Annotated in this window: 18 protein-coding genes; 15 read left to right on the top strand and 3 right to left on the bottom strand. The window is 62.2% G+C overall.

Features of this window, described 5'->3' with window-relative positions; all coding sequences use genetic code 11:
* Position 1: 1 nt before the first annotated feature.
* Genes ACVMIH_RS21430 through ACVMIH_RS21420 form a run of 3 tightly spaced genes read left to right on the top strand, consistent with a single transcriptional unit; the run spans position 2 to position 1,200 of the window.
* A complete protein-coding gene (locus ACVMIH_RS21430) occupies positions 2 to 235 on the top strand; it encodes a 4Fe-4S dicluster domain-containing protein (RefSeq protein ID WP_057017349.1) in 234 nt (77 codons plus the stop codon).
* Between the two features lies 1 nt (position 236).
* Positions 237 to 440 (top strand): HEAT repeat domain-containing protein, encoded by a 204-nt coding sequence (locus ACVMIH_RS21425; protein WP_456863277.1) that lies wholly within the window; start codon positions 237 to 239, stop codon positions 438 to 440.
* Positions 355 to 1,200 carry a HEAT repeat domain-containing protein gene (locus tag ACVMIH_RS21420; protein WP_456863274.1) on the top strand — a complete coding sequence of 282 codons (846 nt, stop codon included), beginning with the start codon at positions 355 to 357 and terminating at the stop codon, positions 1,198 to 1,200. Before ACVMIH_RS21425 ends, ACVMIH_RS21420 begins: the two co-directional genes overlap by 86 nt.
* Here the strand turns inward: ACVMIH_RS21420 and ACVMIH_RS21415 are convergent, their stop codons facing one another.
* The gene (locus ACVMIH_RS21415) at positions 1,201 to 1,893 is read right to left on the bottom strand and encodes a Crp/Fnr family transcriptional regulator (RefSeq protein ID WP_245311483.1); all 693 of its coding nucleotides are present in this window, start codon (positions 1,891 to 1,893) and stop codon (positions 1,201 to 1,203) included. It lies immediately after the preceding gene.
* 468 nt (positions 1,894 to 2,361) lie between these two features.
* Here ACVMIH_RS21415 and ACVMIH_RS21410 point away from each other — a divergent pair, with 468 nt between their 5' ends.
* From ACVMIH_RS21410 to ACVMIH_RS21355, 12 genes are all read left to right on the top strand, one after another.
* Complete coding sequence (locus tag ACVMIH_RS21410; protein WP_456863271.1) at positions 2,362 to 3,783, top strand: ABC transporter substrate-binding protein; 1,422 nt, start codon at positions 2,362 to 2,364, stop codon at positions 3,781 to 3,783.
* Positions 3,780 to 4,589, top strand: a complete 810-nt coding sequence (locus ACVMIH_RS21405; protein WP_456782549.1) for an ABC transporter permease — start codon at positions 3,780 to 3,782, stop codon at positions 4,587 to 4,589. The genes ACVMIH_RS21410 and ACVMIH_RS21405 overlap by 4 nt, the downstream gene beginning before the upstream one ends.
* Positions 4,586 to 5,416: an ABC transporter ATP-binding protein gene (locus ACVMIH_RS21400; protein ID WP_057017353.1), complete on the top strand. Its 831-nt coding sequence runs from the start codon at positions 4,586 to 4,588 to the stop codon at positions 5,414 to 5,416. Before ACVMIH_RS21405 ends, ACVMIH_RS21400 begins: the two co-directional genes overlap by 4 nt.
* Before the next feature lie 734 nt (positions 5,417 to 6,150).
* Positions 6,151 to 7,308: an ABC transporter substrate-binding protein gene (locus ACVMIH_RS21395; protein ID WP_456863268.1), complete on the top strand. Its 1,158-nt coding sequence runs from the start codon at positions 6,151 to 6,153 to the stop codon at positions 7,306 to 7,308.
* Positions 7,309 to 7,315: 7 nt separating this feature from the next.
* Positions 7,316 to 8,197, top strand: coding sequence for a branched-chain amino acid ABC transporter permease (locus tag ACVMIH_RS21390; RefSeq protein WP_057017355.1), 882 nt, complete (start codon positions 7,316 to 7,318; stop codon positions 8,195 to 8,197).
* Positions 8,194 to 9,033, top strand: a complete 840-nt coding sequence (locus tag ACVMIH_RS21385; RefSeq protein WP_456863265.1) for a branched-chain amino acid ABC transporter permease — start codon at positions 8,194 to 8,196, stop codon at positions 9,031 to 9,033. Before ACVMIH_RS21390 ends, ACVMIH_RS21385 begins: the two co-directional genes overlap by 4 nt.
* Positions 9,030 to 9,794, top strand: coding sequence for an ABC transporter ATP-binding protein (locus tag ACVMIH_RS21380; RefSeq protein ID WP_456863263.1), 765 nt, complete (start codon positions 9,030 to 9,032; stop codon positions 9,792 to 9,794). The genes ACVMIH_RS21385 and ACVMIH_RS21380 overlap by 4 nt, the downstream gene beginning before the upstream one ends.
* A complete protein-coding gene (locus tag ACVMIH_RS21375; RefSeq protein WP_057017358.1) occupies positions 9,787 to 10,512 on the top strand; it encodes an ABC transporter ATP-binding protein in 726 nt (241 codons plus the stop codon). Before ACVMIH_RS21380 ends, ACVMIH_RS21375 begins: the two co-directional genes overlap by 8 nt.
* Positions 10,513 to 10,692: 180 nt before the next feature.
* Positions 10,693 to 12,381, top strand: a complete 1,689-nt coding sequence (locus ACVMIH_RS21370) for an FAD-binding protein (protein WP_456863262.1) — start codon at positions 10,693 to 10,695, stop codon at positions 12,379 to 12,381.
* A complete protein-coding gene (locus ACVMIH_RS21365) occupies positions 12,378 to 12,713 on the top strand; it encodes a 2Fe-2S iron-sulfur cluster-binding protein (protein ID WP_057017359.1) in 336 nt (111 codons plus the stop codon). The genes ACVMIH_RS21370 and ACVMIH_RS21365 overlap by 4 nt, the downstream gene beginning before the upstream one ends.
* A gap of 32 nt (positions 12,714 to 12,745) precedes the next feature.
* Entirely contained in the window at positions 12,746 to 13,618 is an 873-nt protein-coding gene (locus ACVMIH_RS21360; protein ID WP_057017360.1) for an ABC transporter substrate-binding protein, read from the top strand.
* 29 nt (positions 13,619 to 13,647) lie between these two features.
* On the top strand, positions 13,648 to 14,775 hold the full coding sequence (locus ACVMIH_RS21355) for an LLM class flavin-dependent oxidoreductase (RefSeq protein WP_057017361.1): 1,128 nt from the start codon (positions 13,648 to 13,650) through the stop codon (positions 14,773 to 14,775).
* Positions 14,776 to 14,948: 173 nt separating this feature from the next.
* On the opposite strand, the gene ACVMIH_RS21350 is transcribed toward ACVMIH_RS21355, so the two are convergent.
* Together ACVMIH_RS21350 and ACVMIH_RS21345 are read right to left on the bottom strand one after the other, a co-directional pair.
* Positions 14,949 to 16,274 (bottom strand): hypothetical protein, encoded by a 1,326-nt coding sequence (locus tag ACVMIH_RS21350; protein ID WP_456863260.1) that lies wholly within the window; start codon positions 16,272 to 16,274, stop codon positions 14,949 to 14,951.
* Positions 16,225 to 18,009, bottom strand: a complete 1,785-nt coding sequence (locus ACVMIH_RS21345) for an NAD(P)-binding protein (RefSeq protein ID WP_456863259.1) — start codon at positions 18,007 to 18,009, stop codon at positions 16,225 to 16,227. Before ACVMIH_RS21345 ends, ACVMIH_RS21350 begins: the two co-directional genes overlap by 50 nt.
* Between the last annotated feature and the right edge of the window lie 4 nt (positions 18,010 to 18,013).

The following is an 18,013-nucleotide window of genomic DNA, read 5'->3' as shown; positions in this document are numbered from 1 at the left end:
CATGCCGATTGCCCACACGCCGACCGCCGTTCCAGTCATCGTGGATGACGCCAAATGCATCGCCGACAAGGGATGCACGGTCTGCATCGACGTCTGCCCGCTCGACGTGCTCCGGATCAGCGATCTCACGGGAAAAGCCTATATGAAGTATGACGAGTGCTGGTATTGCATGCCCTGCGAGACCGATTGCCCGACCGGCGCGGTGACCGTCAACATCCCCTATCTGCTGCGCTGACATGACCGTGTTCGAGCCATTCGAGGCGTTCGGAGACCTTGGCGAGATCGCTGAGCGGTTGGCGAGCGAGGATCCGTCCGTACGCCGGCTTGCCGTGCTCGATCTCGTGGAGACCTCAAGTGAGGAGGCGGTTCCGTTGTTGGTGCGGGCTGTCCAAGATGCTGCGCGGGAGGTCAGACAACAGGCGGCGCGGGCCGCTCGGTGAGTTCGACGGTATCGATGTGGCCAGGGCGCTGACCGGGGCCATCCTCGATCCGGACGCAGACGTTGCCCGAGCGGCGGCTGATAGTCTGGCTGAACTCCGTGACCCGGCGGCCGGCGATGTACTTCAGCCGCTGGCAACACATTCCTCGGCCTTTGTGCGCGCCGCGATCTTTCGTGCGCTCAAGGCGCTCCAAGTCGATGCATCGCTCGGTCCTGCGATCACGGCGCTCGGCGACAATGATTCCGCCGTACGCGTGCAGGCGGTCGGCGTGATCGGCTATCTCAAGAGGACCGAGACCCTGCCGTCGCTGATCCGTGCGACCCGGGATGAATCTCGCGAGGTAAGGCTTGCGGCGGTCAATGCGCTGTCGTTTGCGCGGAGCGACGTGGCGGCCCAGGCCGCGGCCGCCGCGCTTTCCGATCGGGAATGGCAGGTCAGGGCCGCTGCGGCGGATGCGATCGGGCGGATCGGCCAAGTGTCGGCGGCAACGGCGCTGGCCGGCTCGCTCACTGACAGCTATTGGCAGGTCCGCCAGAAGGCGATTCAGAACCTCGGCAGGCTCCGTGTCCGGGACGCCGTCGGTGCCATCGTCACCTTCCTCGACGACCAGTTGCCTTCGTTGCGCAAGGATGCCGCTGCGGCGCTCGGCGATATCGCCGATCCTCGCGCCCGCGGCGCGCTCACAGCGCATGCCGGCGATGAAGATCCCGATGTCCGAAAGACCGTGGTTTGGGCGCTGGGCCAGATCGGGGAAGACTGATCATTCCCGGAACAGGATCTTCTCGAGCAGATCGACCCGTTTGATCCGGATGACCCCATCCTCAATCGCGATGATGTGCTTGGTCTGGAAGCGCTTTAGCATCATCGTGACCCACTGCCGGGTCGAACCTACCATGGCGGCGATCTGATCGTGCGTCACCTTCCGATTGACGATCACGATGTCGCCGTCGGCTACTCCGTAGAGCTCGGCGAGGTTTAACAGATACTGTGCAAGCCGCTCGATCACCGAACGGGTTCCGAGCATCTGCGCCATCGACGAATAGCACTTGCCCTTGGCGATCAGCCCGTCGATCAGCGCCAGCGCAAAGGCCGGCATCTGCACCAGCAGTCGTTGCAGGGCGGCGCTTGGTAACGCCGTAATCTCGCAATCCTCCATCGCGACTCCGGACCACATGTGCGGCCCGCCACCGGAAATCTCAGGGCCGCCGATGAAATGGCCAGGCGTCCAGTAGGCGAGGGTGATCTCCCGGCCCGACGGCGCGGTGTAATAGACCCGGACCTGTCCCCGCCTGATAACGAAGATGCCGCAGTGGTGTTCGCCCTGGCTGAATACCATGTCGCCTTGCGGAACCAGGATGGTGCGCCCGGCCGCCTGGACTTCTGCCTTCTGTTCGGCCGACAGCCGGTCGAGAAAGTGCGCGCCGACGTCGAGCCCGTCGACGCTTTCGCTCATGAACAGCGCGGAATCGCTGCGGGTCGCCGGCGGGGCGGGGATGACTGCAAACGCCTGACGTGTCCGATAGCTCCTGTCCACGGCAGTACCCGCTCGTGCCAACAGGCCGCGTGAATCGGGTTCGGATGCTTCCTTCAGTATCGTCATTCCCGCCGGATTGCTTCGAGCTGTGAAGCCGATAGCTAAGGGTGACGGGAAGGCAAAGTCTACTTCTTTGATAACTCCTCAATGCACTTAGGAAAGGTGATGCGTGAACGGCATCGCATCGAAAGGATTCGTCTGTCGATTGGGTCGCCGCGAGAAAATCATTCAATGCGGCCGCCACTCATCATGATGGGATCACGACGGCAAGCGATCAGTGCGGCGCAATGCAAGTAATTGCTTCAGCCTGCGCAGCATCAGCCCGATAGTGCCCCAGAATTTGCGGGACGGCTGCGCGCCGTCGATCGATAGCCAAGGACAGGCCCGATGATCTCGCGTCATTTTCTGAAGACGACTGCCGCGGCTGCAATTGTTGCCATTGGACTGGCGAGCGTGGTGCACGCTGAAACGATCCGCGTCGCGGTCGGAACGCAGGACACGACCATCAATTGTGCGACGGGCGGCCTTCTGATCCGTGAGCTGAAGCTGCTGGAGAAATTCCTGCCGCATGATGGCAAGTACACGGATGTCACCTACGACATTCAGTGGAAGAATTTCACCAGCGGCGCGCCACTGACCAACGAGATGGTCGCGGGCAAGCTCGATTTTGGTGCGATGGCGGATTTCCCCGGCTCGCTCAACGGTGTGGCGTTCCAAAAGGCCGGTCGTCGCAGCCTCTTTATCAGCGTTTTGTCAGGCAGCACCAAGGGCAGCGGCAACGGCATCGTCGTACCTTCGAATTCCCCGGTGCAGTCGATCGACGACCTCAAGGGCAAGACGATCTCGGTCCCGTTTGCGTCGACGTCGCACGGCATGCTCCTGCGGGCGATCGAGGGCAAGGGTTGGAATCCGGAAACGGACGTCAATATCATCACGCAGGCGCCCGAGGTCGCCGGTCCTGCGCTGCAGGCGGACAAGATCGAGGCTCATGCAGATTTCGTTCCATTTGCCGAGCTGTTCCCCTGGCGCGGCTTTGCCCGCAAGATCTTCGACGGCTCGCAGGCGAATACGCCGACCTTCCACGGCGCGCTGGTGAATGCCGAATACGCCGAGAGATACCCGGAGATCGTCATTGCCTATCTGCGTGCTGCGCTCGAGGCCGATCGCCTGATAGCGGCCGATCCTGAGAAGTATAGCGAGCTGATCGCCAAGGTGACGGGCATCGAGGCCGAAGTCGTCTATCTGTTCCATGGGCCACTCGGTCTGCAAACCCGGGATGTGACATGGAAGCCGGAATATCGTCAGGCGGTCGCCACCTCGATCAAGACGCTGAGGTTCCTGAAGCGCACCGACAGCGACCTCGATATCAATCAGTTCGTGACCGACAAATACATCCTAGTCGCAACAGCCCAAAGCGGGCGCGACTATGATGCGCAGTTGAGGAACTACAATCAGCTTGCCCTGAAGGCAAAGGATGCGACGACTGGGGCAGAGATCACGGATTTCAGCCGGACCGCGCAGATTTGGGTCAAAGATGAGCCGCTCGTTCGTCACTACGGCTCGCCTGAGAATGCCTTGAAGGCGCTCGCTGCACTGGAGAAGGAAGGCAGGGCGGTTCGTGTCGTCTATGCCCAGGATCGTGAAACGGGCATCAAGCTGTTCGCGAACCAGGCATGGTTCGTGCGTTCGCCGAAGGGTGATCTCAGTGCGTTCTTGCTCAAGGATGGCGCGGAAAAGTGGTCGAAGGAACACGGCGGCACCGTGGTCGACTATGCCGGTGCCCGCGAATCCCTTGTGGCGAGCCGATGAGCAAGGCAATCGGACGCACCGTCGACTGGTTGCCGGGATCGCGCTGGTTCATTCGCGCGCTGTCGATCGTCACATGCATTGCGCTGTGGCAACTGGCCTCGTCGCAGCATCTGAACCTGGGCGTTGTCACATTCCGTAACGTACCGCCACCGACGGAGGTCCTGCAGTCCGCCATCGTACTGCTGAAGTCTCCAAAGCTGGTGGCGCATGTCGGCAGCAGTCTGTGGCGGGTGTTTGCGGGATATGGCGCTGCGGTGGTGTTCGGGATCGCATTTGGCTTTGCGATCGGCCGCTCACGTGCTGCGAGCGATCTCTTGTTGCCGCCGCTCGAACTGCTGCGACCGATCCCGGCGGTCGCCTGGATACCCCTATCGATCCTGATCTTTTCGTCATCGGAAATGTCGATGATCTTCATCACATTCATCGGCGCGTTGTTCCCGATCCTCCTCAATACCGTGCACGGTGTCGCGAATATCGACCGGCGGCTGATCGCGTCCGCGCGCAGTCTCGGTGGCACACCGGCCGCTATCCTCCGGGAGATCGTGCTGCCGGGGGCTGCTCCCAGCATTGTCACCGGGCTTGCCATCGGGATGGGGACATCGTGGTTCTGCCTGGTCACGGCGGAGATGATCTCCGGACAGTTCGGCATTGGCTATTACACCTGGGAGGCCTACACGCTGCAGAACTATGCGGACATCATCGTCGGTATGTTGGTCATTGGCCTCCTCGGAATGGGCAGCAGCTGGCTGTTGACGACGTTGGGCCGTTACCTGATGCCGTGGCAACGTCCTGCGGTCACGCGATGAACATCCGGGTGTCGGATGTTTCGACCAAGGCTGTCGGACGGATCGAGATCGCGCGAATCGCGATTTCCCTCGGAGACGGGGGGGATGCCTTCGAGGCCGTCCGCGATCTCGACTTTGCGATCTCGCCGGGCGAACTCGTTTGTGTGCTTGGCCCATCCGGATGCGGGAAATCGACCTTGCTCGGCGCCCTGGCGGGACATCTGCCAGTGACGCGGGGGCGGTTGACGGTCGACGATCAGCCGGTCGTGGGGCCGAGCCCGGATCGGGGCATCGTGTTCCAGCAGCATACGCTGTTTCCCTGGAAGCGCGTCCGTGAAAATGTTGCGTTCGGCCCGAAAATGCGCGGCGTCGGCAGGAGTGAGCGGCATCGCGCCGCAGACGACATTCTGCGGTTGGTCGGCCTCGCCGGCTTCGAGCGATTCTATCCTTCGCAGCTTTCCGGCGGCATGCAGCAGCGGGTCGAGATCGCGCGTGTCCTCATCAACCGGCCGTGTGTCCTGCTCATGGACGAACCGTTCGGTGCTCTGGACGCACAGACGCGCAGCATGATGCAGCAAGTCCTGCTCGATATCTGGACCAGGATTCCGACCACCACGCTGTTCGTGACGCACGATATCGAGGAGGCGCTGTTCCTGGCCGATCGCGTCATCGTCATGAGCGCCCGGCCGGGCTATGTCATCGACGATATCCGCCTTCCGTTCGGCCGGCCTCGTCAGGCCGAGCTGGTGACTGAGTCCGAGTTCGTGCGACTGAAGCGTCACATCCTCAGCCTCCTCAAGCAACGCGGCGGCTCGCCGCCGCTGGCGCGGTTGAGCCCTCTCGGATAACCGTCACGTCGGCCGGTTGCAGCTGCTGGAGCTTAGGTCTCAGCCTCTTCGGTTAAGCGCCCATCATTGCGCCGATCGCCTGCAATCGCGAGCGAACGGCGCCATCGTCGCAGTGGGCAGAGTGCCCTCGGCACGAAGCTGCTGCGGCGGTCCCGGCGGAAGGCGATGAAGAGCATGCCAGAGCAGGAGGTCCTCGTGAGCCGTCACTGGCGTCCAAGCTACTCCGGAGAGTTGGCCACTCGCTGCCAGCCGTTATGCGTGAGCGGAATCGATGGAACGCGAACGGACTCTTGGGAAGTACGCAGTGTCTATTTCACCACCGCGATATAGGTGCGCCTTCGGCGGATTTTGCGGGGCGGTCAGTTGCGGCCCGCTATGCCCCGACTGCCCCACGCTCTAGCGAACGCCGATAGTTCCCTTTTGATCCTGCCATGAACGAGCCCGTCGCCTCGATTTCGTGATGAGCACCAACTACAGCATCAGCAAATCGTTGCTTCCAAGCCTAGATCAAATGCAGTTTCGGAATGAACTCTTTGGTCAAGGCGTAATTGTCTGGCATGTCGCACGTTTGGATGCGAATGAGTTTGCATAGAACGGCTTTGTCGCGAACCTATCCTGCTCGACGGGCGCGCTTTCCTGGAATTTTGTCTCTTTGTTTTTCCAGTGCTTGACATGCTTCTTGCGAAATCTACACAGGCGATAAGATCAGAGCGTCCCCGTGTAGAGGATCAAGTATGGATTTCATGAATTTATCCCGCCGCGCTCTCTTGGCTTTTGGTGGTACGGTTGTGCTTGCGCGCTCTGTTGCCTTCGCGCAAGGGACGCGGACAGCAAGGATTGGATTGGTGCAATCAACGACGGGCGGATCGGCGGCGCTTTACGGCACCGAGCAGAAGCAGGCAATCGAGCTGGCATTCTCCGAGATCAACGCTGCGAAAACGCTCAAGGATATCAAGCTCGAGACGATTTACGCGGATGACGGTGCGGATCGCGGGCAAACCGTCAATGTCTTTCAGCGTCTCATTCGCCAGGACAAGGTTGTCGCAATCCTGGGGCCGACCTTGTCGAACTCGGCGTTCGCGGCCGATCCAATCGCTCAGCAGGCGGGAGTTCCAGTTATCGCAAGTTCGAACACCGCTCCCAATCTGACCAGGATCGGTGATTTCATCTTCCGCACCAGCGTCCCGGAAGATCAGGTGTTTCCGACCGTGCTGCGCTTCGCGGTCAGAAAGCACGGGATCAAGCGCGTCGCGCTGATCTACGGGCTCGACGATGCGCTCACGCGTGGTGCGCACGATGTCCAGAAGAAGGCGGTTGCCGATCTCGGACTCGAGTTGGTCGGTATCGAGAGCTATCAGCGCGGGGACGTCGATTTTTCGGCGCAGCTGACCAAGATCCGCGCGCAGAATCCCGACGCCATCATTCTCGGCACGCTAGCGGAGGAGGCCGCGGCCATTTTGCGGCAAGCGCGTCAGCTCGGCGTCGACAGCAAGGTCGCTTTTATCGGCTGCAACGCCAATATCTCGGCGAAGCTGTTCGAGCTGGCGGGGCCGGCGGCGAACGGCATCATTGTCGGCGCCGCGTGGTACGCAGGTTACGACAGCCCGCGCAGCAAGGCCTTCGTGGAGGCTTACCGGAAGCGCTACGGTACCACCCCTGATATCTACGCTGCCCAAGGCTATGACGCGGCGTATCTCCTTGCCGAGGCGATCCGTCGCGCCGACGACGTTACGAACGGTCGAGCGATCCGTGACAAGCTCGCATCGATCAACGATTTCGAAGGCGTACTTGGGCGCTTCGGCTGGTCCACCGAACGCGACGCGACGGTCCAGCCGAAGGTGCTGATCGGCGACGGCGACGCCAAGGTGTTTGTCGCCGCGGCGGCGACCTGATCGTGCCATGCTTTTGCAACAACTCGTAAACGGCCTTTCGCTGGGGACCGTCTACGCCGTATTTGCCATCGGTTTTACGCTCGTCTTCGGCGTCTTGAATGTGCTCAACCTGTCCCAGGGAGCCGTTTTCATGTGGGGCGCTTATATCGGGCTCGAGGTGGTGCGTACTCTTGCACTGCCTTTGCCGGTTGCCATCCTCGCGGCGGCGGTAACGGCTGGCCTCTTTGGTGTGCTGACTGAGCTGCTGGTCTTCCGGGTGTTGCAGCGGCGTGGAGCGCATCGTTGGATGGGGATGGTGGGGAGCCTCGCGCTCGCCCGTATTCTCATTGGTCTGGCCCAGGAGGTGTTTGGCACACAGGTCGTGCGTTACCCCGACAATGCGCTGGCGGGATCCGCGATCGAGTTTCTCGGGGCTCGGCTGCAGCTTCTGCAACTTGTCGCGATTGTCGCCGCATTTGCGATGGTGGTCGCTCTCGCGGCGCTGCTGCGTCTCACCAATCTCGGGCGGGCGATCCGGACCGTTGCCTTCAGCGAGGTCGTGGCCAGGATCGTAGGCATACCGGTGGATCGCATCCGCATGGCGACCTTTTTCGTTTCCGGCGCGCTCGCCGGCGGCGCGGGCGTGCTGTGGTCGTTGCTGTTCCAGTCGGTGTCGCCGTTCATGGGCGACGGCATTCTGTTGAAGGGGCTCACAGTGTTGATCCTCGGGGGCCTCGGGAATGTCATGGGCGCGCTGGTGGGCGGAATATTGTTGGGGCTTGTCGAGGTTTCGAGCGTCGTGGCCGTCGGTTCGGGCTACCGGGACGCGGTCGGCTTCGGCCTCGTGCTGATCATTCTTTTGACAAGGCCGACCGGCCTATTCGCAACGCGCGAGACCAAACGGGCATGATCGAGTTCTTCAGCGCCTATCATAACGTCATCGATCTTTGCCTGTTGAATTCGATGCTCGCTTTCGGCTGCTTTCTTTTGCTGGGAGTTAACCTGTTCTCGCTGGCCACGGGGGGCCTGATGGCGATCGGTGCTTACCTGTCGATCTGGCTGACGATGCAGCAGGGCTGGTCCTTTGCGCCCGCGCTGACTGCGGCCCTGGTGGCAGGGGCCGTTGCCGCACTCGGCTTGGGTGCCCTCGTGCTACGGCTGCGCGGCGACTATTTCACGATGGCCACGCTAGCGTTCACTGAAGTGGTCCGTATCATTGCCTTGAACTGGGATTCCGTCACCGGCGGCGCGCTCGGCGTGTTCGGCATTCCAAAGCTCACCGAGACCTGGCAGCTCGCACTCCTGTTGACTCTGGTGATCTACCTGGTCTGGGCCGTGCGCAATTCCAGCGTCGGCGAGCGGATGCGCGCGGTGGCTGCGGACGAACTGGCGGTGTCGACCGCGGGACACGATGTGGCGCGCTTCAAGCTCACAATCTTTACGGCGTCGGGGGCAATCGCCGGGCTCGGCGGCGGGCTGGCCGCGCACCTCAACATGTTCGTGGCGCCGGGCGATTTCGGCTTTCTGCGCAGCGTCGATACCGTGGTCGCCTCGGTGCTGGGCGGAGCCTGGAGCCTGTTCGGTCCCGTGATCGGGGCGACCATCCTCACCGTCCTGCCGGAGGCGCTGCGTTTTTCCGCTCAGATGCGGGAAATCTTGATCGGCGCTGCCATGCTTGCGGCAGTACTGTTTCTCCCGACCGGGATCGGTTCCCTGCCGACCTTGCTGCGTCGGAGGACGACATGACGGCGCTGCTGCAGCTGCAAGATGTTTCGCGTCGCTTCGGCGGCGTAGCGGCGCTGTCCAATGTTTCACTGTCGCTCAGCGCCGGTGTCGTGATCGGGCTGATCGGGCCCAACGGATCGGGTAAGACAACGCTCATGAACATCATCAGCGGTGTCGATGCGCCAACCGACGGAGTCGTGCTGCTCGAGGGGGCGCCTGTTCACGGCTTGCCCGCGAATGTCCTGGCGCGACGCGGGATCTCCCGCACGTTTCAGCATATTCGCCTGATATCCGAGCTGACTGCAATCCAGAACGTGATGCTCGCCCTGCATGCTCCTGAAAGCCGTGCCGTCGACATCCTGTTACGCCTGCCGGGATTGAAGCGAACCGAAGGCCGTCGTCGTGCGCGTGCGACGGAATTGTTGCGGCAAGTCGGAGCAGGCCGCCTCGTGGAAACCGCTGCGGGCGATCTGTCCTATGGGGACCGTCGGCGGGTCGAAATTGCCCGGGCGCTGGCGTCCGGGCCGCGGCTCCTGCTGCTCGACGAACCTGCCGCCGGCATGACCCACAGCGAGCGCGCTGCATTGCGCGATCTGATCGCAGGGCTCCCGGCCCAGGGCGTCACCGTGCTTCTGGTTGAGCACGACATGGACCTGATGATGGGGGTCTGTCACGAAATTCACGTATTGAACCAAGGGCGTCCCATCGTCTCCGGTACGCCCGATCGGATTCGGAATGATCCGAAGGTGATTGAAGCCTATCTGGGGACCGAGGATGCTTGACATTGAGGGGCTTTCCTCGAGCTATGGTGGACCTGCCGTCCTGAAGGACGTATCGCTGCGCGTGGGCGCCGGCGAGATCGTCACTGTGGTTGGTGCGAACGGTGCCGGCAAGACCACTCTGCTCAATACGGCGGCGGGACTGCTGCGCCCGATGGGCGGGAAGGTGCTGCTGGACGGGGCGGCGATCGGCGGGCGTTCGGCGGAAAGGATCGTGCGCGCGGGGCTGTCCCTCGTGCCCGAGGGACGGCAGGTGGTGGCACCGTTGAGCGTCGAGGAAAACCTTCTGGTGGGCGCGTTTGGTCGCACCCGCGGCGGTGCCGCCGATACACTTGCAGCGATCTATCAGCGCTTTCCGCGGCTGAAGGAGCGTCGGCGGCAACCGGCGGGTCTGCTGTCGGGTGGCGAGCAGCAGATGCTGGCCATCGGGCGGGCGCTGATGGCCGGACCGCGCGTGCTGCTGCTGGATGAGCCGTCGATGGGATTGGCGCCCCTCGTCGTGTCGGAGATATTCACGCTGCTGGGCGAGCTGAACCAGCAGGGCATCGCCGTGCTTCTCGTCGAGCAAAATGCACGAAAGGCGCTGGCGCTGGCGGAGCGAGGCTATGTACTCGAAGGCGGCCGGATCGTGCTGCACGGGCCGGCCGGCGAACTCATGAAATCGCCGGCGATCGTCGATGCATATCTGGGCGCTTCGGTTGCCGCGGAGCCTGCGGCATGACGGTCGCAGAATCGGTGGCACCTGAGGGCGTCGGCGCTTCCGTGGCGGCCGCTGCTGCAGCCTCGAACTGGCCGCGATGGCGATCGATTTTCCTGTCATCTGCGCGCGGCGGCTGCGGTGGAGAAGCGATCGTTTTGCCGACGCCGACGGGTGGTCGCTCCGGCGCATCGGGAGACCGTCATGCAACTTGAGGCCGACGTTCTGGTGATCGGCGCCGGCGGCGCCGGCATGTATGCCGCGCTCGAGGCGGCGCGTGCGGGGGCATCCGTCATTCTCGCCGATCGCAGCCTGATCGGTCGCGGCGGGGCGACCGTGATGGCGCAGATGACGGTCGCAGCCGCGCTCGGCGAGCAGACGCCCGACCATTGGGAACATCACCTTGCCGATACTCTCGCGGCAGGACGCGACCTGTGCGACGAGCGGCTTGCTGCTCTCGTCTGCGAGGACGGGCCGCGGCGCATCCGCGAGATGGATGGCTGGAAAGTCGGCTGGGCACGCGAGAACGATCACATCAAGCAAGCGCAGGCGCCCGGGCATGACCGGCCGCGCTGCGTTTATGTCGACTTCCTGTCGACGGGGCCCGCCGTTTCCCGGACGCTTCGAACGCAGTTGAATTGCGCAAGCGACATCCGCCGCATTGGTGATCTCGTAGTCGTCGATATTGCCGTCCAGGACGGTGAGGCCTGCGGCGCAACGGCCTTGCACCTGTCGACCGGACGCACGGTCACGCTCGCCGCCAAGGCGATTGTGATCGCCACGGGAGGGTTGACGCGGCTCTACCGACGCAACAGCGCGTCATCCAACATGGGCGGCGACGGCTATGCGCTAGCGTTACGGGCAGGTGCCGAATTGATCGACATGGAGTTCGTGCAGTTTTTCCCGATCGGTCATCTGGCACCGCGTCTGGTCGGTATGGATCCGATCATGTGGGATCCATTTCGATACAAGCTCGGCGGCAAGTTGCTGAACGTCGAGATGCGTGAATTCGAGGAAGACTATGCAACGCGCGACGCACGAAATGACGGGCGCTACGTACTGACGCGGGACCTCGCCACCTACGCCATTTCGAAAGAAGTCGAAGCGGGCCGCGGCAGTCCGGCCGGCGGGGCTTATCTCAGTTTTCAGCATGTCCCCGCGGCGGAGATCCGCCGCGCGTTCGGGCCCGTGGTCGATCGGCTGGCCGCGAACGGTATTGATCTTGGCCGGCAGCCCGTGGAGGTCGCACCAATCGCGCACTACCACATGGGTGGCATTCGGGTCGACGACACGCTGCAGACCCGGGTTCCCGGGCTCTATGCCTGCGGGGAAGCCGTTGGCGGAGCCAACGGTGCGAACCGGCTTTCGGGCAATGCGATCACTGAGGCCTTCGTGTTTGGTGCGCGGGCCGGGCGCAATGCGGCGCAGCGGGCGCTGGGCTCGCCCGCGGCCGGGCTTACGGATGCGTTCCGCCCGGCGATCGATCTTCTCCGTAGTGCGACGCGGCGGGATGGACAGAATGCGGCAGCCGCCGTCGCGGAGCTGCAGACGCTGATGGCAGAAAAGGTCGGGCCGTTTCGCACGCGCGATCGGCTCGAGGCGGCCGTCGATGGCCTCATGCAGTTGAAGCGGGATCTCGGCGAGGTACCCCTCTCGTCCACAGGCGGTTTCGATCCGGTTCTTATGGACTGGCTCGATCTGCGGAACATGCTGCTGGTCGCGCAAACGGTTGCGGCGGCCGCGATCGGCCGCACTGAGAGCCGCGGCGCGCATCAGCGGGAGGATTATCCGGGCCTCGATGATAGCTGGCGGGTCAATCAGGTCATCGCTCTTCACGGAGAGACGCTTGACATCGTCCGAAGTGCGCCGTTGGCGGGAAGGGTCGCAGCATGAAGGCCACGCTCGTCATCCAGCGCGGTTCTGCAGGTGACGCGCCGCGCGTCGAAACTTTCGAGCTCGCATTCGAAGCTGGTCAATCTGTGCTTGACGGATTGCGCGCGCTCCGCCGTGACGCCGATCCGTCTCTTGCGGTTCGTTTCGCCTGTATCAATGCCAATGCCTGCAAGGAGTGCATGATGCTGATCGACGGCAAGGTCGACTACGCCTGCACGGTTCGCCTCACGGAGGGCGTCACGTCTCTCGCGCCGCTTCCGAAGAAAGCCGTTATTCGCGATCTCGTCACGGAGATTGCGCCACCGGATGAGCGGCTGCTGCCGTCGCCATAGGTCTCATCCATTCACCTGCGAGGAACTGCTTTATGACACTTGTCGTCGGCGCTCACCCACAGAACCTGTCGCTATCGATCCTGGCGCGTCGGCCCGATGTCGTCGCGACGCTGCGCGAGCAGGGGCTCGCCTTCTTCGTTTACGGCGCAGGATCGCAGACCATTTCACTGCTAAAGGCAGGCGTCTTGCAGTTGGCTGGTACGGGGGCGACGCCGCCGATTCTCGCCAAGGCGGAAGGGCTCGCGACTGCGGTATTCGGCATGTCAGGACCCCGGCCGGAACGCGGCGGTCTGGTGGTGCGCGAGGCGTCCGGCATCCGCGATCTCGCCGGTCTCAGGGGAAAGGGCATCGGCCTGATGCCGATATCCTGGCACACGCAGTTTCTCGCGGCGGAACTCGACGCTGCGGGATTGCGCTGGGACGAAGTCAGGGCCGCCGAAATCATTCCGGCAACCGCCAAGGACGCTTTTGTTGAAGGGCTGCTCGATGCCATCGTCGCGACGGACCCACTTTACAGCCAGATCGTAAAGCGCATCCCGACGCGTATTCTCGCGTCGCCTGGGGCGACATTCTCCAACCGCTCCGTTTACTGGGGCTTGAGCGCTGTGCTGCGCGATCGGCCGGATCTCGTCAAGCTCCTGCTTGACGCTCTCATCGATTCAGATCGCGCGACCGCCGAGAATCCCGGGGAAGCGGCCGCGCTGCTTGCAGGGCTGAACGGCACTTCCGCGGCGGAATGGCTGTCCGCACTCACGTCACGTCCGTGGGGCGTCGAAGCACCGTCTCAGGACTTTCTGGCCGAGCAGCAGGCTCACGCGGATATCTTCGCGAAGTTCGGTCTGATTCCGCGGGCGATCGATGTGACGGACACGATTGATCCGACCCATTTCTCCGCCGCCGCCTGACACCGATTTGAACGACAAGGGGGTTTGCTATGGAAGTTCTCTGGTATCTCACGGGCCCGGATGGCCGTTATCCCTGGCGTGCCGATGGCGCGCGCAAGCTCAGCTATGCATATTTCCAGCAGCTCGCCCGGGCTGTCGATCACCTCGGCTATACCGGCGCACTGCTCGCAACCGGGTCACACGACGCCTGGATTCAGGGCGCGGCACTGATCCCCTATACCGACAATTTTCAGCACTTGGTAGCGGCTCATCCGCCGCTGTTGTCGCCGACGCTGCTGGCCAAGATGATCACGACCTTCGACCAGTTTTCGAAAGGGCGGCTTCGGGTCAATATCGTCAATGGTGACGCCAAGCTGATGGCGCAATACGGCGTTCACCTGAGCCACGACGAGCGCTACGCCTACACCGATGAATACCTGACCGTATTGACGGCGCTTCTGCGCGGCGAGACCGTCAATTTCAAAGGACGGCACATCCACGTCGTCGACGCGGGCGTTCCATTGCCACCGGTCCAGCGTCCGCATGTTCCCTTGTGGTTCGGTGGCTCGTCGCCGGCGGCGCACGAGGTGGCAGCCAAGCATATCGACACTTATCTTTCATGGGGCGAGACACCTGAACAGGCCGAAGCCAAGATCCGGGAAGTGAAGGCTCTTGCCGCCCGGCACGGCCGTGCCGGCAAGATCAAATTTGGGATCCGGCTTTATGCTATCGTTCGCGAGACTGAGCAGGCCGCATGGGCAGCGGCGCAGGATCTCTACAATCACATGGACGAAAGGGCGATCGCTGGTGCCCAGGCCTATGTTGCCGGGATCGACTCCGTCGGCCAGCAACGCATGTCGGCCCTGCATGGCGGACGAAAGCCGGAAGACATTCGTGAACTCGAGATCGCCCCAAATCTATGGGCTGGCATCGGCCTGGTCCGGCACGGGCCGGGCACGGCGCTCGTCGGCAGCCCCGCGCAGGTCCTCGCTCGTATTCAGGACTACCGGGATGTGGGCATTGAAGTTCTGATCGTCTCGGGAATGCCGCTGCTGGAGGAAGCCTACCGCTTCGCCGAGCTGGTGTTGCCGCATCTGCCGGTGGATCGCGCCGTTGAGGCTGGTGTCACCTCTGCCTTCACCAAGGATCGCGACGCGGCGTGGCAGAAAACAGCATAAGCGCTTGGAACACAGGTCGACGAGATACGGCTTCGCAATGCAGTCCGGATTGTGCATCTCACGCCGAAGGTTTGCTCGCCGACTTCCGAGCGTATGGTGCTGGCTGAACAGCCCGCGTTCGCTTTAAGAACGTAACCAAGTTAATCTTGCGACAAATGCCCGCTTTTCGGCCGTCAGCGTCGTACCAAGATACGGCCCAGCAATGCCGTGCTGTACTCGCCGGTGGCCCTCGCCAGATTTCTTGCGCTCGAACTCGGCTGCCCGGCCGGAAAGTTGAAGGGCAGGCTGAGCGTCCAAGGCGCGATGAACCGGAATCCCCAAGAGTCGTCCTTTTGCGGTGGCTTTGAGATCGGTGCGAGTTCGATCTCCTCTGCCTTATGGGCGAAAGGCGAGGATAGCGCGATCTTGCCCTTGATGGGTTGAACGACCGCACCGCCAAGACCGTATTTCAGCATCGAGTAGATGAAATTGCCATCCGGCTGGACGCCGACCAGAGGCTGATCCAGTTTGTCGCGGAGTTGCTTGATGACGAGATAGCTGTCGATGCCACCGGGCACGCCGTCGCGCTCGAACCAGGTTCTTATGGTGCCGGATGAGCTTCGCATGGAGAAGGAGTCATTATCATCCTGGATTCGTGCGACCTGTTTGTTGAAGCCGTAAAAATTCTGACCGATCAACGTGGCTGCCAGCGAGCTCACGAACAAATGCGGCATGTAGCTGAACAGGACGTTCTGCAATGAAGGTGCGTTCTTATGGACCACGTCGGGAATCAGCTGGGCGATTTCGAGGTAGTGCGCGCCGCCGAAGGGTAGTGGTCCCGGACGCACGTTGCGTTGCCGGGCAAAGATCAGGACGACATGATGCGGTGGCTCGGGAATAATCTCCGGTGTCTTTTCCGTCTTGCCCTCTGCATCGGACGACGTGCCGTGATGCGCTGTCTTGATCGTGCTGTGGGGCGCTGGAGGTTCGAGGAGTGTCAGCCCATCGGGTAGCATCTTCTCGAGTTCGCAGCGCGGCCGTTGTTGGACGACGCAAAACGCCTCGATTTCGCCGGTACCGGCGACGGCGTTAGTGGCAAGCTTGCGCAACAGGTCCAATGCCGGCAACAAGGCGGTTGGCAGCGAAACGTCGTTGAAGTCGTTGGCGTTTGGCATGGCAATATCTACTCCTGCAATTGCGGCTGCCGCGGCGCGGCCCGCCATGACCGATGCTTCAATACAACCCGCATTAATACCGGTACGAACCCAGTCGCCGGCGAGAAAGAGATTGTCGACCCCCGACTTGCCGGCCTCCATGCGTTTGAACACGCTGCCGGGAACCGATAGCACATATCGGTCCGAGGGATTGATGTTCACCCGCGGATATTGCGCGAAGAACCGCCTTCGAGTCGGGGGGGAATAAGCACGATAGTCGAAGAATCGCTCCCAACGAATGGCATGGCCGGGGCCTTCAATTCCGGGCCATAGGAAGTGAAGGTTGCTCTCGACCCAGTGCAGCATCCTTCGCCTTTGCAGCGCGAGCATCCTGGCCGGATAACTGTGTTTGCAGAACGGGGGCGGCGGATGCAGCGGATCGTCGACCAGGGAGCCAACGAAATATGCCAACCCCTTGGGCGGCGGTTGAGGCCATTTTTCCAGTGGCAACATCAGGCTGAGGGTCGGCCCAGGTATCGAGCGGCAATACGAATCCCGAAAGAGCCGTTCGATCCTGCTTGCAACCGAGCTCTCGCATGCCGACGTTTGTCCATGCCTGAAAGGCTACCGTCGCCGTCGTCTTGATGGCATCGACCATCTCTCGCCAGCCGGGCGTGTGGCAGATCAGGTCGCTGCATATCGTGCAAAATGCGCCGATGCCGATGCCGAGCACGACATCGTCGAAATCCCTCCCTCGCAGCAGCTTCCGGGGAGGGTCGACGCCGGGCCACTTCGTCCACGCCGATTCCAGGTCTATTCTTTGGTCCCGCAGATCCTGTCCTTGGACCAGCTGAGAGTAGTCTGGATGGGAAGGCCAGCTCGGGATTGTGCCATCTGCGCCGATCCAGATCAGCGGATCGTAAGAATTGCCGGAGTGGGTGGTCGCCTGCACGGTGGTGTCGATGAACTCGATCGAAGCTTTGTCTTGAGACAGTCCGATGTGCTCGACCTTGGTAAAGAATTCGAATTTGACATGGCGTTTCGTGAGGACCTGGTAGAGCGGAGCGAACAGCAGCTCGCCCATGGTCGCCTTGAGAAGGTAGAAGAACGACCCGCGATATGTGAAGAGCAGCTTCAACAGGATGCGGGTGCCGGTGCCTGCCGCCACGTTCCTGCAGGGAATGACATTCCCGTATTCATGCGTGTGGCGGCTACCGAAGAACCCGAACACATAATCATAGCAGCCACGGATAATGGCGGAATCCAGCGTCGAATCCGAGCAACCGTTCGACCTCATCCAATCGGTCCACTCTTGATGGTCGATGCAGTCGAAGCCCTGCCACAGCACGCCGTCGCTCAACATGCCGATCGCGATCGTCAGCGCGACCTCCGCCACGATCTCGCGCGGGTCGCGAGGCATGGCGGCTGACGCCGGCTTGTCGCAGAGCTGAGACCGCGCATGCCTTAGTATCGTCTGTAGTTCGGCGGCGTCACTCGGGCTGACCGCCCTGGGATCCTGCGGCAGGATATCGATCTTCGCCCGCGCCGTTCTGAATGGACCGTCGGTTGTTCCGGCCGCCACGGCGGAGTGCTGGGTCGCCGCCGGCCATTGGTCGGTGAAACCAGCGATCGACTGGCTCTGCTGCACCGAGCATTCGAGCAGGGAGCGCAGAAAATCGACGAGCGAGACTGCGGGACGCGGTGTGCCGGGAATACCTTCATGGGGTGGAATGTCGATAGTCCATGAAGTCCAACCGGAATTGAACGGCTCCATGAGCACGGATCGATCGAGGCCCTCGAAGGCGTTCTCGCGTGATCCGAACGGCGGGCTGAGATCGAGATCGTTCATCGCGGCATAAAGCCGGTCGACCAGTTCGAATGCGTTATCGTAGAAACCGGTCCAGACATGAAGTCCGTGTTCTTCGGCGCGATATCCTTTTTCCTTGTCGCGGCCGACCGCTCCCTTGCCGCCAAGCCGCCAGCCGATCGTGTAGACGGTGATGTCGAACAGTTGATGCTGCGGATCTTGCTCCGTCAGCTCGAACGCCGCGCTGAGCGCCGCGACACCGCCTCCCAGGATTGCAATCTTTCTGAGCGCCATGCGG

The sequence above is a fragment of the Bradyrhizobium sp. USDA 4503 genome (assembly GCF_054055815.1).
This window is presented reverse-complemented; position numbering and strand designations above follow the sequence as displayed.

Excerpts from the sequence above, each read along its gene's own strand:
- ACVMIH_RS21430 (WP_057017349.1), top strand. The coding sequence starts at position 2 with ATGCCGATTGCCCACACGCCGACCGCCGTTCCAGTCATCGTGGATGAC.
- ACVMIH_RS21425 (WP_456863277.1), top strand. The coding sequence starts at position 237 with ATGACCGTGTTCGAGCCATTCGAGGCGTTCGGAGACCTTGGCGAGATC.
- ACVMIH_RS21415 (WP_245311483.1), bottom strand. The coding sequence starts at position 1,893 with ATGAGCGAAAGCGTCGACGGGCTCGACGTCGGCGCGCACTTTCTCGAC.
- ACVMIH_RS21410 (WP_456863271.1), top strand. The coding sequence starts at position 2,362 with ATGATCTCGCGTCATTTTCTGAAGACGACTGCCGCGGCTGCAATTGTT.
- ACVMIH_RS21405 (WP_456782549.1), top strand. The coding sequence starts at position 3,780 with ATGAGCAAGGCAATCGGACGCACCGTCGACTGGTTGCCGGGATCGCGC.
- ACVMIH_RS21400 (WP_057017353.1), top strand. The coding sequence starts at position 4,586 with ATGAACATCCGGGTGTCGGATGTTTCGACCAAGGCTGTCGGACGGATC.
- ACVMIH_RS21395 (WP_456863268.1), top strand. The coding sequence starts at position 6,151 with ATGGATTTCATGAATTTATCCCGCCGCGCTCTCTTGGCTTTTGGTGGT.
- ACVMIH_RS21390 (WP_057017355.1), top strand. The coding sequence starts at position 7,316 with ATGCTTTTGCAACAACTCGTAAACGGCCTTTCGCTGGGGACCGTCTAC.
- ACVMIH_RS21385 (WP_456863265.1), top strand. The coding sequence starts at position 8,194 with ATGATCGAGTTCTTCAGCGCCTATCATAACGTCATCGATCTTTGCCTG.
- ACVMIH_RS21380 (WP_456863263.1), top strand. The coding sequence starts at position 9,030 with ATGACGGCGCTGCTGCAGCTGCAAGATGTTTCGCGTCGCTTCGGCGGC.
- ACVMIH_RS21375 (WP_057017358.1), top strand. The coding sequence starts at position 9,787 with ATGCTTGACATTGAGGGGCTTTCCTCGAGCTATGGTGGACCTGCCGTC.
- ACVMIH_RS21370 (WP_456863262.1), top strand. The coding sequence starts at position 10,693 with ATGCAACTTGAGGCCGACGTTCTGGTGATCGGCGCCGGCGGCGCCGGC.
- ACVMIH_RS21365 (WP_057017359.1), top strand. The coding sequence starts at position 12,378 with ATGAAGGCCACGCTCGTCATCCAGCGCGGTTCTGCAGGTGACGCGCCG.
- ACVMIH_RS21360 (WP_057017360.1), top strand. The coding sequence starts at position 12,746 with ATGACACTTGTCGTCGGCGCTCACCCACAGAACCTGTCGCTATCGATC.
- ACVMIH_RS21355 (WP_057017361.1), top strand. The coding sequence starts at position 13,648 with ATGGAAGTTCTCTGGTATCTCACGGGCCCGGATGGCCGTTATCCCTGG.
- ACVMIH_RS21350 (WP_456863260.1), bottom strand. The coding sequence starts at position 16,274 with ATGCTGCACTGGGTCGAGAGCAACCTTCACTTCCTATGGCCCGGAATT.
- ACVMIH_RS21345 (WP_456863259.1), bottom strand. The coding sequence starts at position 18,009 with ATGGCGCTCAGAAAGATTGCAATCCTGGGAGGCGGTGTCGCGGCGCTC.